Source organism: Paraburkholderia sp. 40 (genome assembly GCF_050434105.1).
Lineage (GTDB): Bacteria > Pseudomonadota > Gammaproteobacteria > Burkholderiales > Burkholderiaceae > Paraburkholderia > Paraburkholderia tuberum.
Genome location: NZ_JBNPVY010000002.1, coordinates 1,815,691 through 1,831,173, shown reverse-complemented (window position 1 = coordinate 1,831,173; position 15,483 = coordinate 1,815,691). Strand labels below are relative to the sequence as shown.

The 15,483-nt window shown below is 61.4% G+C and carries 10 protein-coding genes, 2 tRNA genes, 2 rRNA genes and 2 pseudogenes; 8 read left to right on the top strand and 8 right to left on the bottom strand.

What is annotated here, in order from left to right; translation table 11 throughout:
* Positions 1-141: 141 nt before the first annotated feature.
* The 6 genes from OKW28_RS09725 to OKW28_RS09700 form a co-directional block, all read right to left on the bottom strand.
* Positions 142-3,023, bottom strand: a 23S ribosomal RNA gene (locus OKW28_RS09725).
* Positions 3,024-3,389: 366 nt separating this feature from the next.
* Positions 3,390-3,465, bottom strand: a tRNA-Ala gene (locus OKW28_RS09720).
* 53 nt (positions 3,466-3,518) lie between these two features.
* A tRNA-Ile gene (locus OKW28_RS09715) sits at positions 3,519-3,595 on the bottom strand.
* Positions 3,596-3,674: 79 nt separating this feature from the next.
* Positions 3,675-5,205, bottom strand: a 16S ribosomal RNA gene (locus tag OKW28_RS09710).
* The 16S and 23S rRNA genes sit together here with 2 tRNA genes alongside, the layout of an rRNA operon.
* Before the next feature lie 601 nt (positions 5,206-5,806).
* A complete protein-coding gene (locus OKW28_RS09705; RefSeq protein WP_429445083.1) occupies positions 5,807-6,547 on the bottom strand; it encodes a CbtA family protein in 741 nt (246 codons plus the stop codon).
* An 11-nt stretch (positions 6,548-6,558) separates the two neighbouring features.
* A complete protein-coding gene (locus OKW28_RS09700) occupies positions 6,559-6,780 on the bottom strand; it encodes a CbtB domain-containing protein (RefSeq protein ID WP_184011521.1) in 222 nt (73 codons plus the stop codon).
* A gap of 269 nt (positions 6,781-7,049) precedes the next feature.
* Here OKW28_RS09700 and OKW28_RS09695 point away from each other — a divergent pair, with 269 nt between their 5' ends.
* The gene (locus OKW28_RS09695) at positions 7,050-7,667 is read left to right on the top strand and encodes a histidine phosphatase family protein (RefSeq protein ID WP_429445081.1); all 618 of its coding nucleotides are present in this window, start codon (positions 7,050-7,052) and stop codon (positions 7,665-7,667) included.
* Positions 7,668-7,680: 13 nt separating this feature from the next.
* Here OKW28_RS09695 and OKW28_RS09690 read toward each other — a convergent pair whose 3' ends face one another.
* On the bottom strand, positions 7,681-8,121 hold the full coding sequence (locus OKW28_RS09690; RefSeq protein WP_429445079.1) for a hypothetical protein: 441 nt from the start codon (positions 8,119-8,121) through the stop codon (positions 7,681-7,683).
* 197 nt (positions 8,122-8,318) lie between these two features.
* Between OKW28_RS09690 and OKW28_RS09685 the strand changes: the two are divergent.
* The 7 genes and pseudogenes from OKW28_RS09685 to OKW28_RS09655 form a co-directional block, all read left to right on the top strand.
* Positions 8,319-8,588, top strand: a pseudogene (locus tag OKW28_RS09685) (ATPase domain-containing protein); the annotation flags it as partial.
* A gap of 31 nt (positions 8,589-8,619) precedes the next feature.
* The gene (locus OKW28_RS09680) at positions 8,620-8,823 is read left to right on the top strand and encodes a hypothetical protein (protein ID WP_429445077.1); all 204 of its coding nucleotides are present in this window, start codon (positions 8,620-8,622) and stop codon (positions 8,821-8,823) included.
* A 256-nt stretch (positions 8,824-9,079) separates the two neighbouring features.
* Positions 9,080-9,512, top strand: a pseudogene (locus OKW28_RS09675) (MarR family winged helix-turn-helix transcriptional regulator); the annotation flags it as partial.
* A 278-nt stretch (positions 9,513-9,790) separates the two neighbouring features.
* Positions 9,791-11,893 carry an FUSC family protein gene (locus OKW28_RS09670; protein WP_429445075.1) on the top strand — a complete coding sequence of 701 codons (2,103 nt, stop codon included), beginning with the start codon at positions 9,791-9,793 and terminating at the stop codon, positions 11,891-11,893.
* A gap of 75 nt (positions 11,894-11,968) precedes the next feature.
* On the top strand, positions 11,969-12,178 hold the full coding sequence (locus OKW28_RS09665) for a DUF1656 domain-containing protein (RefSeq protein ID WP_018424227.1): 210 nt from the start codon (positions 11,969-11,971) through the stop codon (positions 12,176-12,178).
* Positions 12,175-13,182, top strand: coding sequence for an efflux RND transporter periplasmic adaptor subunit (locus OKW28_RS09660; protein WP_429445073.1), 1,008 nt, complete (start codon positions 12,175-12,177; stop codon positions 13,180-13,182). Before OKW28_RS09665 ends, OKW28_RS09660 begins: the two co-directional genes overlap by 4 nt.
* Entirely contained in the window at positions 13,179-14,756 is a 1,578-nt protein-coding gene (locus OKW28_RS09655) for an efflux transporter outer membrane subunit (protein ID WP_429445070.1), read from the top strand. Before OKW28_RS09660 ends, OKW28_RS09655 begins: the two co-directional genes overlap by 4 nt.
* A 214-nt stretch (positions 14,757-14,970) precedes the next feature.
* Here the strand turns inward: OKW28_RS09655 and OKW28_RS09650 are convergent, their stop codons facing one another.
* Positions 14,971-15,432, bottom strand: coding sequence for a (2Fe-2S)-binding protein (locus OKW28_RS09650; protein WP_429445068.1), 462 nt, complete (start codon positions 15,430-15,432; stop codon positions 14,971-14,973).
* Between the last annotated feature and the right edge of the window lie 51 nt (positions 15,433-15,483).

Sequence of the window (15,483 nt, the reverse complement as noted above, 5' to 3'; positions counted from 1 at the left end):
ATCTCAACCGTGTGCGTGTTCCTGCCCCCTTCGGGGGTGGGGTCCGGGTAAGCGCTTTGCATGGGCCCGGAGTAAGTGCTGAAGCACTAACTCCGGCCGACAGCTGAAGCGCTCACGCTGACCGCAAAACACACCGGTTATAGGATCAAGCCTTACGGGCAATTAGTATCAGTTAGCTCAGTACATTACTGTACGTGCACACCTGACCTATCAACGTCCTGGTCTTGAACGACCCTTCAAGGGGCTCGAAGCCCCGGGGATATCTCATCTTAAGGCGAGTTTCCCGCTTAGATGCTTTCAGCGGTTATCTCTTCCGAACATAGCTACCCGGCGATGCCACTGGCGTGACAACCGGTACACCAGAGGTTCGTCCACTCCGGTCCTCTCGTACTAGGAGCAGCCCCCTTCAAATATCCAGCGCCCACGGCAGATAGGGACCAAACTGTCTCACGACGTTTTAAACCCAGCTCACGTACCTCTTTAAATGGCGAACAGCCATACCCTTGGGACCGGCTACAGCCCCAGGATGAGATGAGCCGACATCGAGGTGCCAAACACCGCCGTCGATATGAACTCTTGGGCGGTATCAGCCTGTTATCCCCAGAGTACCTTTTATCCGTTGAGCGATGGCCCTTCCATACAGAACCACCGGATCACTATGACCTGCTTTCGCACCTGTTCGACTTGTCAGTCTCACAGTCAAGCACGCTTATGCCATTGCACTATCAGCACGATTTCCGACCGTACCTAGCGTACCTTCGTACTCCTCCGTTACACTTTGGGAGGAGACCGCCCCAGTCAAACTGCCTACCATGCACTGTCCCCGACCCGGATCACGGGCCAAGGTTAGAACCTCAAACAGATCAGGGTGGTATTTCAAGGACGGCTCCACGCAGACTGGCGTCCACGCTTCATAGCCTCCCACCTATCCTACACAGACCGGTTCAAAGTCCAATGCAAAGCTACAGTAAAGGTTCATGGGGTCTTTCCGTCTAGCCGCGGGGAGATTGCATCATCACAAACACTTCAACTTCGCTGAGTCTCGGGAGGAGACAGTGTGGCCATCGTTACGCCATTCGTGCAGGTCGGAACTTACCCGACAAGGAATTTCGCTACCTTAGGACCGTTATAGTTACGGCCGCCGTTTACCGGGACTTCAATCAGGAGCTTGCACCCCATCATTTAATCTTCCGGCACCGGGCAGGCGTCACACCCTATACGTCCACTTTCGTGTTTGCAGAGTGCTGTGTTTTTATTAAACAGTCGCAGCCACCAGTTTATTGCAACCCTTTCACCCTTCTGGCGCAGGCCAGTCAGGCTATGAGGGCGTACCTTATCCCGAAGTTACGGTACCAATTTGCCGAGTTCCTTCTCCCGAGTTCTCTCAAGCGCCTTAGAATACTCATCTCGCCCACCTGTGTCGGTTTGCGGTACGGTCACTGTGAAACTGAAGCTTAGAGGCTTTTCCTGGAACCCCTTCCAGTTGCTTCGTCGCCTGAGCGACTCGCCTCGCACCCTTGAATTCCGCGCCCGGATTTGCCAAAGCGCCTTCTCCAATGCAAGGACCGGGACTTCCAACACCCGGACAACCTTCCGCGATCCGTCCCCCCATCGCATTTCACAATGGTGCAGAAATATTAATCTGCTTCCCATCAGCTACGCATTTCTGCCTCGCCTTAGGGGCCGACTCACCCTACGCCGATGAACGTTGCGTAGGAAACCTTGGGCTTACGGCGAGGGGGCCTTTCACCCCCTTTATCGCTACTCATGTCAGCATTCGCACTTCCGATACCTCCAGCACACTTTCCAGTGCACCTTCGCAGGCTTACGGAACGCTCTCCTACCATGCACATTACTGTGCATCCGCAGCTTCGGTATATGGCTTAGCCCCGTTACATCTTCCGCGCAGGACGACTCGATCAGTGAGCTATTACGCTTTCTTTAAAGGGTGGCTGCTTCTAAGCCAACCTCCTGACTGTTTTAGCCTTCCCACTTCGTTTCCCACTTAGCCATATTTGGGGACCTTAGCTGGCGGTCTGGGTTGTTTCCCTCTTGACACCGGACGTTAGCACCCGATGTCTGTCTCCCGTGATTGCACTCTTCGGTATTCGGAGTTTGCTATGGCGTAGTAATCCGCAATGGACCCCACAACCATGACAGTGCTCTACCCCCGAAGGTGATACACGAGGCACTACCTAAATAGTTTTCGGAGAGAACCAGCTATTTCCAGGTTTGTTTAGCCTTTCACCCCTATCCACAGCTCATCCCCTAACTTTTCAACGTTAGTGGGTTCGGTCCTCCAGCACGTGTTACCGTGCCTTCAACCTGGCCATGGATAGATCACCTGGTTTCGGGTCTACACCCAGCGACTGGACGCCCTGTTCGGACTCGCTTTCGCTACGCCTGCCCTAATCGGTTAAGCTCGCCACTGAATGTAAGTCGCTGACCCATTATACAAAAGGTACGCCGTCACCCCTTCGCAGAGGCTCCGACTGTTTGTATGCATGCGGTTTCAGGATCTGTTTCACTCCCCTCCCGGGGTTCTTTTCGCCTTTCCCTCACGGTACTGGTTCACTATCGGTCGATCACGAGTATTTAGCCTTGGAGGATGGTCCCCCCATCTTCAGACAGGATTTCACGTGTCCCGCCCTACTTCTCGTACACCCAGTTCTTCCATGCTGTTTTCGTCTACAGGGCTATCACCTGCTATGGCCGCACTTTCCAGAGCGTTCGACTAACAATACAGATAACGTGTACAGGCTGATCCCATTTCGCTCGCCACTACTCTGGGAATCTCGGTTGATTTCTTTTCCTGCGGTTACTTAGATGTTTCAGTTCACCGCGTTCGCCTCACGCAGCCTATGGATTCAGCTACGGATACTCCATTAGGAGTGGGTTTCCCCATTCGGACATCTCCGGATCAATGCTCGTTTGCCAGCTCCCCGGAGCTTTTCGCAGGCTACCGCGTCCTTCATCGCCTGTGATCGCCAAGGCATCCACCACATGCACTTGTTCGCTTGACCCTATAACGGGTGTGTCTCTGTCGACCAGTGTTAGCGCTTTAGCGCTTACTCTGGTCCCATCCCCGGAGGGGACAGGTTCCCGAAGGAGTCGACCATTCACGTTCCGTTACAGGTTGAGTATTCGTGTTGCGCCGTATTCCAAGGCAATCTTTCGATCACCTTTAAAATACATCGATACAATCACAACCCTGATTCACCTACTCACACACCCATCTCCAGGCATGCTTTCGTGAATCTCTTTACTACTTCTTCCTGATTGTTAAAGAACGGCAGCCGGTATAAAGCCTGTGCCTCATACCGCCCTGACTGGCTCAATCGCCAATGCGCAACGCTCTGCCTTCAGGCAGAACCCTGCGCATTGAGGATTGGTGGAGGATGACGGGATCGAACCGACGACCCCCTGCTTGCAAAGCAGGTGCTCTCCCAGCTGAGCTAATCCCCCAGTCCCACAGCTATTCCAGCGGCCCCAGCCCTTCAGCTCACCAGACAAGACCGTGGTGGGTCTGGATGGATTCGAACCATCGACCCCCGCCTTATCAAGACGGTGCTCTAACCGGCTGAGCTACAGACCCCTGATGTCTGTCTGCGTTGCTTCCATTAACCACAGCCGATAAGCGTGAGCACTTGAGTGCAGTGAATGCACAGCTCTGGAAAGGAGGTGATCCAGCCGCACCTTCCGATACGGCTACCTTGTTACGACTTCACCCCAGTCATGAATCCTACCGTGGTGACCGTCCTCCTTGCGGTTAGACTAGCCACTTCTGGTAAAACCCACTCCCATGGTGTGACGGGCGGTGTGTACAAGACCCGGGAACGTATTCACCGCGGCATGCTGATCCGCGATTACTAGCGATTCCAGCTTCACGCACCCGAGTTGCAGAGTGCGATCCGGACTACGATCGGTTTTCCGGGATTGGCTCCACCTCGCGGCTTGGCAACCCTCTGTTCCGACCATTGTATGACGTGTGAAGCCCTACCCATAAGGGCCATGAGGACTTGACGTCATCCCCACCTTCCTCCGGTTTGTCACCGGCAGTCTCCCTGGAGTGCTCTTGCGTAGCAACTAGGGACAAGGGTTGCGCTCGTTGCGGGACTTAACCCAACATCTCACGACACGAGCTGACGACAGCCATGCAGCACCTGTGTTACGGCTCCCTTTCGGGCACTCCCGCCTCTCGGCAGGATTCCATACATGTCAAGGGTAGGTAAGGTTTTTCGCGTTGCATCGAATTAATCCACATCATCCACCGCTTGTGCGGGTCCCCGTCAATTCCTTTGAGTTTTAATCTTGCGACCGTACTCCCCAGGCGGTCAACTTCACGCGTTAGCTACGTTACCAAGCCAATGAAGGCCCGACAACCAGTTGACATCGTTTAGGGCGTGGACTACCAGGGTATCTAATCCTGTTTGCTCCCCACGCTTTCGTGCATGAGCGTCAGTATTGGCCCAGGGGGCTGCCTTCGCCATCGGTGTTCCTCCACATCTCTACGCATTTCACTGCTACACGTGGAATTCCACCCCCCTCTGCCATACTCCAGCGCTGCAGTCACCAATGCAGTTCCCAGGTTAAGCCCGGGGATTTCACATCGGTCTTACAGCACCGCCTGCGCACGCTTTACGCCCAGTAATTCCGATTAACGCTCGCACCCTACGTATTACCGCGGCTGCTGGCACGTAGTTAGCCGGTGCTTATTCTTCCGGTACCGTCATCCCTCACGGATATTAGCCACGAGGTTTTCTTTCCGGACAAAAGTGCTTTACAACCCGAAGGCCTTCTTCACACACGCGGCATTGCTGGATCAGGCTTGCGCCCATTGTCCAAAATTCCCCACTGCTGCCTCCCGTAGGAGTCTGGGCCGTGTCTCAGTCCCAGTGTGGCTGGTCGTCCTCTCAGACCAGCTACAGATCGTCGGCTTGGTAGGCCTTTACCCCACCAACTACCTAATCTGCCATCGGCCGCCCCTTGAGCGCGAGGTCTTGCGATCCCCCGCTTTCCTCTCCCGAGCGTATGCGGTATTAATCCGGCTTTCGCCGGGCTATCCCCCACTCCAGGACACGTTCCGATGTATTACTCACCCGTTCGCCACTCGCCACCAGACCGAAGTCCGTGCTGCCGTTCGACTTGCATGTGTAAGGCATGCCGCCAGCGTTCAATCTGAGCCAGGATCAAACTCTTCAGTTCAAACCTGTTACTGTTTTCGGGCTCTCTCGAACCCGGTCGCTCACTCAACGTACTGACGATGATTGATCCGTCTTCCGACAGACAAACCTTCCTCCAATACTGTGTGAGGCTTCTGATACTTCTGCCTGACAGCAGATTCCACAGAATCCGCCGCCGCATTCCGCATCAAGCGCCCACACTTATCGACTGTTAGTTTTTAAAGATCGGTCCGCCAAACCCGCCGCGCCTGAACCACCACTACCCGGCACTGCTTCGTTTGCGTCGCTGCGTCTGCAGCAGAGAAACGAGATTATGGAGAGCGGTCGACAACACGTCAATACCCTTCTCACAATTTATTTTAAAAAGTTGAAAAGCTTAAAAATTGAGCAGCGCCGCGTGCAACCTGAATTAGTTAGGCTTCCAATTGAATTCTCCGGAGCGCCGCGGCGAAAGGGAGAGATGAGTGGAGTTGCGAAAAACCGTTAAGCAGCTTTTCCACAGAAAATGTTTGCAAGGCTGTGGATAACCGCTCCACAACCGCGGCAAGTGCTTGATCCAAAACCATTCCCGCGCGTTGCGCGCGAAGCATGGCCGCTTGCGCGGCCACGTGTCACCGTCACAATCAGGCGGACTTCATCGTCACCCGCGCATTCGTACGCATAAAAGCGCTGCGCTCGACCATCGCGCCAAACAGCAGCCCGATCGTCGTCCACATGACCACCTGCATGCCGATCGCCGCGACGCGGAACTTCCACAGCAGCACAGCCGGGAACGCGGCCGGCACTTCATTGATGACCGGCATCGACAGTTGCACGGCCGCGATGACCACAACGAACAAGAGCCCCGCGACGATCGAACCGTTCCACGCACCCAGCTTCGCCGCCGCGCGACGCCGCACCTTCAGCGAAAACACCATCGTCGCGAGCGAAATCGCGATCATCAGAAAGAACAGGCCCGTGCGCGTGCCGATCGTCTCCGGATCACCGATCGACGGCGGATTAGCCGGATACTTGATATTCGGCACGATCACGAGCGTCATGAACGCGCCAAGCGCGAGCCACGCGGACAGCGCACGCACGCTCAACGTACCCGCGCGTCCATACGCATACGCAAACACCAGCGAGAACAGGCCGCCAAATGCCGCGCCATACGTGACCACGCCAGTCAGCAGGCCGAGGCCAGCCTGCGTCTGACGGCTCACGATTTCGGGCTCGGGCGCCTCGCCGCGCGCGGCGGCCGCTTTTTCTTCGAATGAAATGGCCTGATCGACCTGTGGTTCGCCGACGATTCGAGCGAACGCAAACGTGAGCAAGCCCGCGACGATGCCCGCGAGCATCCCGCGCACCAACAATTTACCTACCATGTCGAACTCCGTTAGTGGCAGGGAAAGCCGAGCAGATGGCGGCCGTCGTGCACGAACTCATGCACGTACATGCCGGGCACGAGCGACGTCGCCCCCTGTTCCGCACCAACGAAGTAAAGCGCGAGCAACAGCAGCAAGCCGCCGAACACGACCCACGGCAGCAGTTCGCGCAAAGGAATGGGAGTGGGCTGGGCCGCCGGTTGCGCAGCGCGATCAAGAACAGCTTCGGTCATGATGGACATCTCCTGGGGGTGACGCGCCCCGAAAGTCGATTGCAGAGGAATGGTGCGAAGCTCAGGTCTGGCTTTCGGCTCTTGTGGATTGCAATGCCGATTACAGTGGCGCGACCGCGCCGGGCTCTCACCGGCTTCCGTGCTTCGCAGTGCCACCATTCTACGCGCTAAACTGCGGCTTCCGTGACGGCGAGGGTTACCTCGCAACGCTCGCCGCGAACCGATGAAACCTCGCAGGCAAGTGCAAATGGAGCGCCAACGCAAAGAAAATGGATACGCGACTACTACTGGTGAGCCACGCGGCAACGGCCGCGCAGCGCGCGGGCCGCTTCCCTGCCGACGATCCGCTCGACGCGCGCGGTCGCGCCGAAGCCGAAGCGGCGCGACCGCGTCTCGCGCTTCCCGCCGACGGCGCCGTGTTCACCAGCCCCGCCGCCAGCGCGCGCGAAACGGCCGCCGCTCTCGGTCTGAGCGCCACGCCTGCCGACGCATTGGCGGATATCGACTATGGCAAATGGCGCGGCCAGCGCCTCGCGGACATTGCCGACGAAACGCCCCGCGAACTCGCCGCCTGGACACGCGAGCCCGACGCCGCGCCGCCCGGCGGCGAATCGTTCGGTCAACTCGTGCAGCGGGTTGGAGAGTGGCTCGACGCGCAGCAGGCAGACGTGCGTTCATGCAATGCCGTCAACGAAGCAAGCTTCGCGGCCTTTGCGCACAGTCGAACCATCGTCGCAATCACCCACGCGACTCTGCTGCGAGCGGCAATCGTGCACGCCCTCGGCGCATCGCCAACCGTGTTCTGTCGCATCGAGATCGCGCCGCTGTCGGTCGTCGAATTACGCCACTCGCGACGCGGCTGGTCGTGGTGGCCCGCTGCCGCCTGAGCGGCACCGCCGCTTACCTGCCCGACACCACGAGCCGCAACCGGTTGGCCCCCTCTGGCGTCAGCGTGATTTCGGTGCGTCGATCCTTCGCGCCGAGATAAAAGTGCTGACGTCCCGGCGAATTCTGATCGTGCGTTGCATCGGGCAGGCAGGACGCGACGTCGGCCGCGACCGCTTCCAATGCATCCGCGTTCGAGCCCGCCGCCTGATGCGGCGTCCACGTGCACTGGAAACTTCGATGCGCGGCCGAACATTGCGCGTCATCGCCATAAGGTTGCGCAACGCCTTTGCCGTCGTCGGGTGTCAGCGAGGCGAAGCCGTCCGGCGCCGCGGCCACGATCCGTTTGAGCGCACCGCAAGGTCTGGGGCTATCGTCGGCGGATGCACTGACCGGCAGCAGCGCAACGAGCGATGCCGCGGTAAGCGCGATAGCGGAAAGTCGATAGGTTTTCATGGTGTGCGTGAAGCTTCCAAAGTGCCGCTGATGAAAAACTCGCAGCGAGTCACCTTTAACAGCACGCTTCATGCCCATGCGCGCGAGGCCCGAGCACGCATGCAATGCACGACGGCACACAAATGGCGTAGCGCCATACCGGCCGCGACATCGCGCCCGTTTCGATCAAAGCCACTGCCGACGTCATTTCAACCATCATGTCGACCACTACCGCCGCCCCTACCCCCGCCCGCATATCGTCGGGCATCGAAGGCATCGACGACATCCTCGGCGGTGGTCTTACGCCGAACCGCATGTACCTCGTGGAGGGTGTGCCAGGCACGGGTAAGACCACCCTAGCGTTGCAATTCTTACTCAAGGGCCTGCACGAAGGGCAGACCGGCCTTTATATCGCGCTGTCCGAAACCCGTGCTGAACTGCTCGCGATCGGCGCGAGCCATGGTTGGGATCTGAGCCGTTTCACGATACCTGTTCCGCTATTTCGAGCACCACGGCGAAGTGCTGACGGCAATAACCGCCGTCAAGAGCCGCGCGAACGATCATGAACGCACGATCCGCCAGTTCCGCCTCGGCACCGAAGGCGTCGAGGTCGGCGAAGCGCTGCGCGACTTCAAGGGCGTGCTGTCGGGGCTGCCCTTGTATCGCGGCAGCACCGCGATGCTCGGCACGACGAACCATCTGATCGATACGTCAGGACAGTGAGCGATGGAGCAGCGTGTCCTCATCCTCGCACCGTTCGGCTGCTCGCGTGAATCAAGCTCAAGTGAATCAAGTAGACCACTTGCCTCAAAATGCCCATTAAATCGCGGCGCACCGCACACCCAACGATTCTGTAAGCCCACCTCCTGGCCACCGATTTAATGCCGCTGTCGCATTCGCGCCGCAGACTCCTCCGGTTCGGCCACGATTTCCAATTCAATAGTTTGCTAACGAATATTTTGGAAATACAATACCGGCCATGTCGAATCTCGATGCCCTGCGCCGCACCGTCAGCAGCACGCTGGTCGTCGCCGCCAGAAAGTGGCGGCGCACGAGTCATGGTGTGCTCGCGGCCTTCAACGTATCCGAAGCGTGCGCGACGCCGCTTCTGACCGCGAGCCGGCTCGGCTCGGCGGTGCGTCAGGTCACGCTCGCCGATCACATCGGCATCGAGGGGCCTTCCCTCGTGCGGCTGCTCGACCAGTTGTGCGCGGCCGGCCTGATGCGCCGCGACGAAGATCCCGAAGACCGCCGCGCGAAGACCGTCGTACTGACCGACGAAGGCCGCGCCGTCACCGCGAAGATGGAAGAGGAGCTGGTCACGTTGCGCGCGCAGGCGCTCAAAGGCGTATCGCGCGACGATCTCGAGGCCGCCCTGCGCGTGCTCGACGCATTCACGGCCGATGCCGCCGGACGGGCCGAACCGGGAAGCGTCGAGCGCGACACGCGTCACGAACGCGCGCAGCCCGTGCGCCCGGAATCGGTCAGGCACGAGGCGACGAAGCACACCTCGTCGGCGAAGCGCGAGCCCGCCAAAAGCGCAGCGCTTGCCAGCAAGGTCAAACGGACGAGCGGCAAAAGCGCTGCCAAAACGGCCGGCAAATCACGCGGCACCGCCAAGGCGCGCAAGTCCACCAAGCGCGGCGCGCGAGCCACCGCGCCGCACAACGCAGATTCCGCGTAACGGTTTATGGTCTATCCCACTCTCCGCGACTGGCTGTTTTCCGTCAAAACGTTCGCCGCGGCCATGCTCGCGCTTTACATCGGCCTCGCGTTCGAACTGCCGCGGCCGTACTGGGCGATGGCGACCGTCTACATCGTGTCGAACCCGTTCGTCGGCGCGACCCGCTCGAAGGCGATCTATCGTGCGCTGGGCACTGCGCTCGGCGCGTCGGGCGCGGTGCTGCTGGTGCCGCCGTTCGTCGAATCGCCGTACCTGTTCAGCGTGATCGTCGCGGCGTGGACCGGCACGATGCTCTACCTCGCGGTGTCCGACCGCACCGCGCGCAGCTACGTGTTCATGCTGGCGGCCTATACGATGCCGATCATCGCGCTGCCGTCGGTGACGAATCCGACCGGCGTCTTCGATCTCGCCGTGAGCCGGACCGAGGAGATCATTCTCGGCATCGTCTGTGCGAGCATCGTCGGCAGCGCGGTGTTTCCGAGCCGGCTCGCGCCGACGATCATCGAGCGCACCGACGCATGGTTTCGCGACGCCGCGTTCTACGCGACCGAAACGCTGTCGGGCCGCATCGCAAGCTCGGCGATTTCCGGCGCTCGGCAACGACTCGCGAGCACGATCAACGGTCTCGAACTGCTGCTGAGCCAGCTCGCCTACGATCACACGCGGCCCGACGTCCTCGCGCGCACGCATGAACTACGTGGCCGCATGCAACTGCTGCTGCCGATCATGTCGTCGCTCGCCGATCCGCTGCTCGCGCTCTACAACAACGGCCCGCAACACTGGCCCGAAGGACTTCAGACGCTGATCGACGACGTCATCAAGTGGTTCAACCAACCGCTGCCCGCGCCGAGCGAGGGTGATCACGCGGACGAGACCGCCAACGCGCTGCGCGCGCGCATCGCCGCGATGCACCCGCCCGCCGCCGCGCTCACGCATTGGGACGGCGCGCTGCTGTCGAATGCACTGTGGCGCCTAGGGCAAGTGATCGACGTGTGGCAAGACTGCCGCTCGCTGCGCATCATCATCACACGCGAGGAAGGTTCGTGGCGGCCGCATTTCCGTCACTGGCGACTCGGCGGCACCGAGCGCTTCTACGATCGCGGCATGATGCTGTTCGCGACCGTGTCCGCGGCCGCGGCTGTGGTGCTCGCGTGCGCGCTGTGGATCGGCTCGGGCTGGAACGACGGCGCGAGCGCGGTCACGCTCGCGGCGGTCGCCTGCTGCTTCTTCGCCGCGCTCGACGAACCCGCGCCGTTCGTGTTCCGCTTCTTCCTCGCGACCGGCGTCGCCGTCGTGGCCGCGGGTCTCTATCTGTTCGTCGTGCTGCCGCAGGTGCACGACTTCCCGATGCTGGTGATCCTGTTCGCCGCGCCGTTCATTCTGGTCGGCACGCTGATTCCGCGCCCGCAGTTCAACATGGTGACGGTGCTGGTCGCGGTGAACACGGCCACCTTCATCAGCATTCAGGACGCGTACGACGCGAACTTCCTGACGTTCCTGAACGCCAACCTCGCGGGCCTCTCCGGCCTGCTCTATGCATACTTGTGGACCCGTGCAACGCGCCCATTCGGCGCCGAGCTGGCCGCGGCGCGCCTGTTGCGCTCGAGCTGGGCCGACGTCGCGCTGACCGCGTCGACGCGGCCGATCGAAGATCCGCGCAATCTCGCCGCGCGCATGCTCGACCGGCTGATGCAATTGATCCCGCGCCTCGCGGCCACCGACGATTACCGCCATCCGTCGATCGAGAGCTTCCGCGATCTGCGCATCGGGTTCAACGCGCTGGACCTGCGCCGCCTCACACGCAAGCTCGGCGGCGAAACGGCCGGCGCGATCGACCATGTTCTCGATGGAGTGCGTACATACTACGAGAGCTGCATCGATCGACGCCACCGCGAGCCGGTGCCGGACAGCCTGATGTCGTTGATCGACGTGGCCGTCGCGCGCGTCACCGCGCAGGGGCTCGCCAACGCCGCGGCGCCGACCGAGACCTCGAAGACCTCGGCGCGTCAGTTGCGCGATGCGCTGCACGCGCTGGTCGGCTTGCGTCTTTCGCTGTTTCCGGCGACCCTCACGAAACCAACGCCGACCGAACCGGAGGCCGCTGCGTGACGCACCCATTCTTGCGCCCCTGCTTGCGCCCGCTTGCCCACCCCACCCCGCCCCGCCCTTTTCCCGGTTCCCGCGATGATCGGTGAAATCGATATCTTCGGCGTGTTCGTACCGGCCGTGCTGGTGCTGATGTTGATTGCGTATCTGATCAACCTCGGCATTCGCACCGCGCTCGATTACACCGGCTTTTACCGCTTCGTCTGGCATCGCTCCATCTTCGATCTCGGTGTCTATGTGCTGGTGTTGGGCCTTGTCGTCGTCGTTTCGCACAGACTAATAACGTGAAAAAAACCTGGTTCTCCGTCGGTCAGATCCTGCTGACCCTGATCGTCGTAGTGGTCGCAGCATTCGTGCTGTGGAAACTCGTCGACTACTACCTGTTCGCGCCGTGGACCCGCGACGGGCGCGTACGCGCCGATGTGATCCAGGTCGCGCCCGACGTGTCGGGACTGATTTCGTCGGTCGAGGTCATGGACAACCAGCAGGTCAAGCAGGGCCAGGTGCTGTTCAGGATCGATCAGGCGCGCTACACGCTCGCATTGCGACAGGCCGAGGCAACGGCGCAGCAGCGCCGCGCGACGCTCGATCAGGCGCGCCGCGAATACGCGCGCAATCGTCAGCTCGGCAACCTCGTCGCCGCCGAAGTACTCGAAGAAAGCCGCTCGCGCGTCGACGCGGGCGAAGCCGCGCTCGTCGACGCGAACGTCGCGATCGACACCGCGAAGCTGAACCTCGAGCGCTCGACGATCAAAAGCCCGGTAGACGGCTATCTGAACGACCGCGCCCCGCGCGCCGGCGAATTCGTCGCGGCCGGCCGCGCGGTGGTCGCGGTGGTCGACATGCATTCGTTCCGCGTCGACGGCTACTTCGAGGAAACCAAGCTGCGCGGCATCGACATCGGCCAACCGGTCGACATCATCGTGATGGGCGAGCCGAAGCCGCTGCGCGGGCACGTGCAGAGCATCGTCGCCGGTATCGAAGACCGCGACCGCACGCAAAGCGCCAATCTGCTGCCGAACGTGAACCCGGCGTTCAGCTGGGTGCGGCTCGCGCAGCGCATTCCGGTGCGGGTCGCGCTCGATGAGGTGCCGGCTGATTTCCGCCTGATCGCGGGGCGTACCGCGACGGTGTCGGTGCGTGACCTGTCGCCGCTCAGGAGACGAGCCGTGTCGGGCACGGGTGGCGCATCTGGCACGGTCGCCGCTTCGGCTGCGCCGGTGGCGCCGGGTTCGTCGGTGGCCTCCGGGTCCGCTGGGTCGGGCACCGCACCGTCGGGCGCGTCGCAATGAAGTTCGTGCGTACCTTGTCCTCGCTGGCGCCGCGCTTGCCGCTGCTGCCACTGCTGCCGCTGCTGCCGTTGTTGCCGCTCACCGTCGCGCTGAACGGCTGCATCAACGTCGGGCCGAACTACACGCTGCCGAAACAGGCGCTCGTCAATGCCCCGCTCGCGAACGGAGCGATCGAGGGCGCCGATCCCAAGCTGACGTCAACCCTCAATCTGCCGACCGTCTGGTGGAAGCTGTACGACGATCCGGTGCTGAACGGTCTGGTCGACGAGGCGTTGAAATCGAATACCGACCTGCGCGTCGCGACCGCGAATCTCGCGCGCTCGCGCGAGGCGCTGGGCATAGCACAAGCGCAGGGCGGTTTTTCGGGCAACGCGTCGGTGGCGATCCAGCGCGCGCAGGAATCGGCCGAGCAATTCCTGCTCTTCGAGAAACTGCCGGTCGCCAACCTGGGTGACATGGGCATCAACGTCTCGTACGAAATCGACCTGTTCGGCAAACTGCGCCGCGGCGTCGAGGCGGCGGCGGCGGACACCGAGGCCGTGGAAGCCGCGGGCGACCTCGCGCGCATCACTGTCGTCGCGGACGTGGTGCGCTCGTACGTCGAACAATGCTCGGCGGCCGAGGAGCTGCGCATCGCGCAGCAATCGCTCGCGCTACAGAAGGAGCGCGTGGACGTGTCGCGCCGTCTGCGCGACGCGGGACGCGGAAACCAGACCGCGGTCACGAGCGGCCAGACTCAGGTCGAGACTCTGACGGCCGACATTCCGCGCTACACCGCGCGCCGCAAGATCGCACAATACCGGCTCGCGATGCTGCTCGCCCAGGCGCCGTCGCAATTGCCGCCGGCCGTGCTCGCCTGCGACCGGCTGCCGCAAATCCACCAGCCGATTCCGATCGGCGACGGCGCCGGGCTGCTGCGGCGACGCCCGGACGTGCACGAAGCCGAGCGTCAGCTCGCGGCGTCGACGGCGCGCATCGGCGTCGCGACCGGGGCGCTTTATCCAAGCATCAGCATTGGCGCGTCGGCGGGCTTCACCGGCATTCTGGAAGACATTCCCACCTCGCCGACAGCGCGTTGGGCCTTCGGTCCGCTGATCAGCTGGACCTTCCCGACCAATGGCGCGCGCCAACGGGTCCACGAAGCCGAAGCGTCGAGCCAGGTCGCGCTCGCGAAGTTCGACGGCGTGGTGCTGACCGCGCTGCGCGAAACCGAGACCAACCTCGCGACCTACGCGTCCGATTACGCGCGCGCCGAATCGCTGCGCGCGGCGCTGAAGTCGGCGGCGCAATCGGCGGATGAAACGCATCGGCTGTATCGCGCCGGGCGCGAGTCGTTCATCTCCGATCTCGACGCGACGCGCACGCTGACGGCCGCGAAGTCGCAGCTCGCGGCGGCGGAGGGCCAGGTGGCGATCGATCAGGTCAATCTGTTCCTGTCGCTGGGCGGCGGGTGGGAAGTTGGCGGGCAAAGCACGCCGGGTGAAACGCGGCCGCAGCTGAAGGCAACACCTGTCGCGGCCAGGCCGTCCGCGAAGTCGGGAGCGTCGACGGCCGCAACTGCGAAAGCGCCTTGATCGGCCGTCTTACGATTTATTTTTGAGAATCTTTCTTTTTGCTTTCACTTTCGGTTAAATACGTGACACCACTTCACGCTACGGGGTCTCGTATGTCGCCATTCATGCAGGGTGTAGTCACGTTGGGCGGATGCATCGGTATCTTCACCGCGGTGGTTGCGGTGGTCGAAATGTTGGCTAATTGAGTTGGGCGGGCGGCGGACCGAAAGAGTGGCTAGCTGTTCCGCACTTTCGCCGCCGCCTGATGTATCGCTGCCCGTACCCGCGGATACGTGCCGCAACGGCACACCACCGGCGTCATCGCCTCGTCGACGTCGGCATCGGTCGGATCGGGCTTGTGCTTCAGCAACGCGCAAGCCGCCATCAATTGCGCGCTCTGGCAATAGCCGCACTGCACCACATCGAGTTCGATCCACGCGGCCTTCAGCGCCTGCGATTCGCGTCCCTGCAAACCCTCGATCGTCGTGATCTTCTGCGTATGCAGGCTCGACATCAACGTCTGGCACGCGAAGCACGCGGCATCGTCGAGATTGATCGTGCACGCGCCGCAGATGCCCACGCCGCAGCCGAACTTGGTGCCGGTCATGCCGAGATCGCAGCGCAGCACCCATAGCAGCGGCATGTCCGGATCGGCATCGACCTTCACCTTGCGTCCGTTGATATTCAGTACCGCCATGCTTGCCTCCTGAGTCGCCGCGCTACACCGCAAGCTTTTGCTCATCGACCG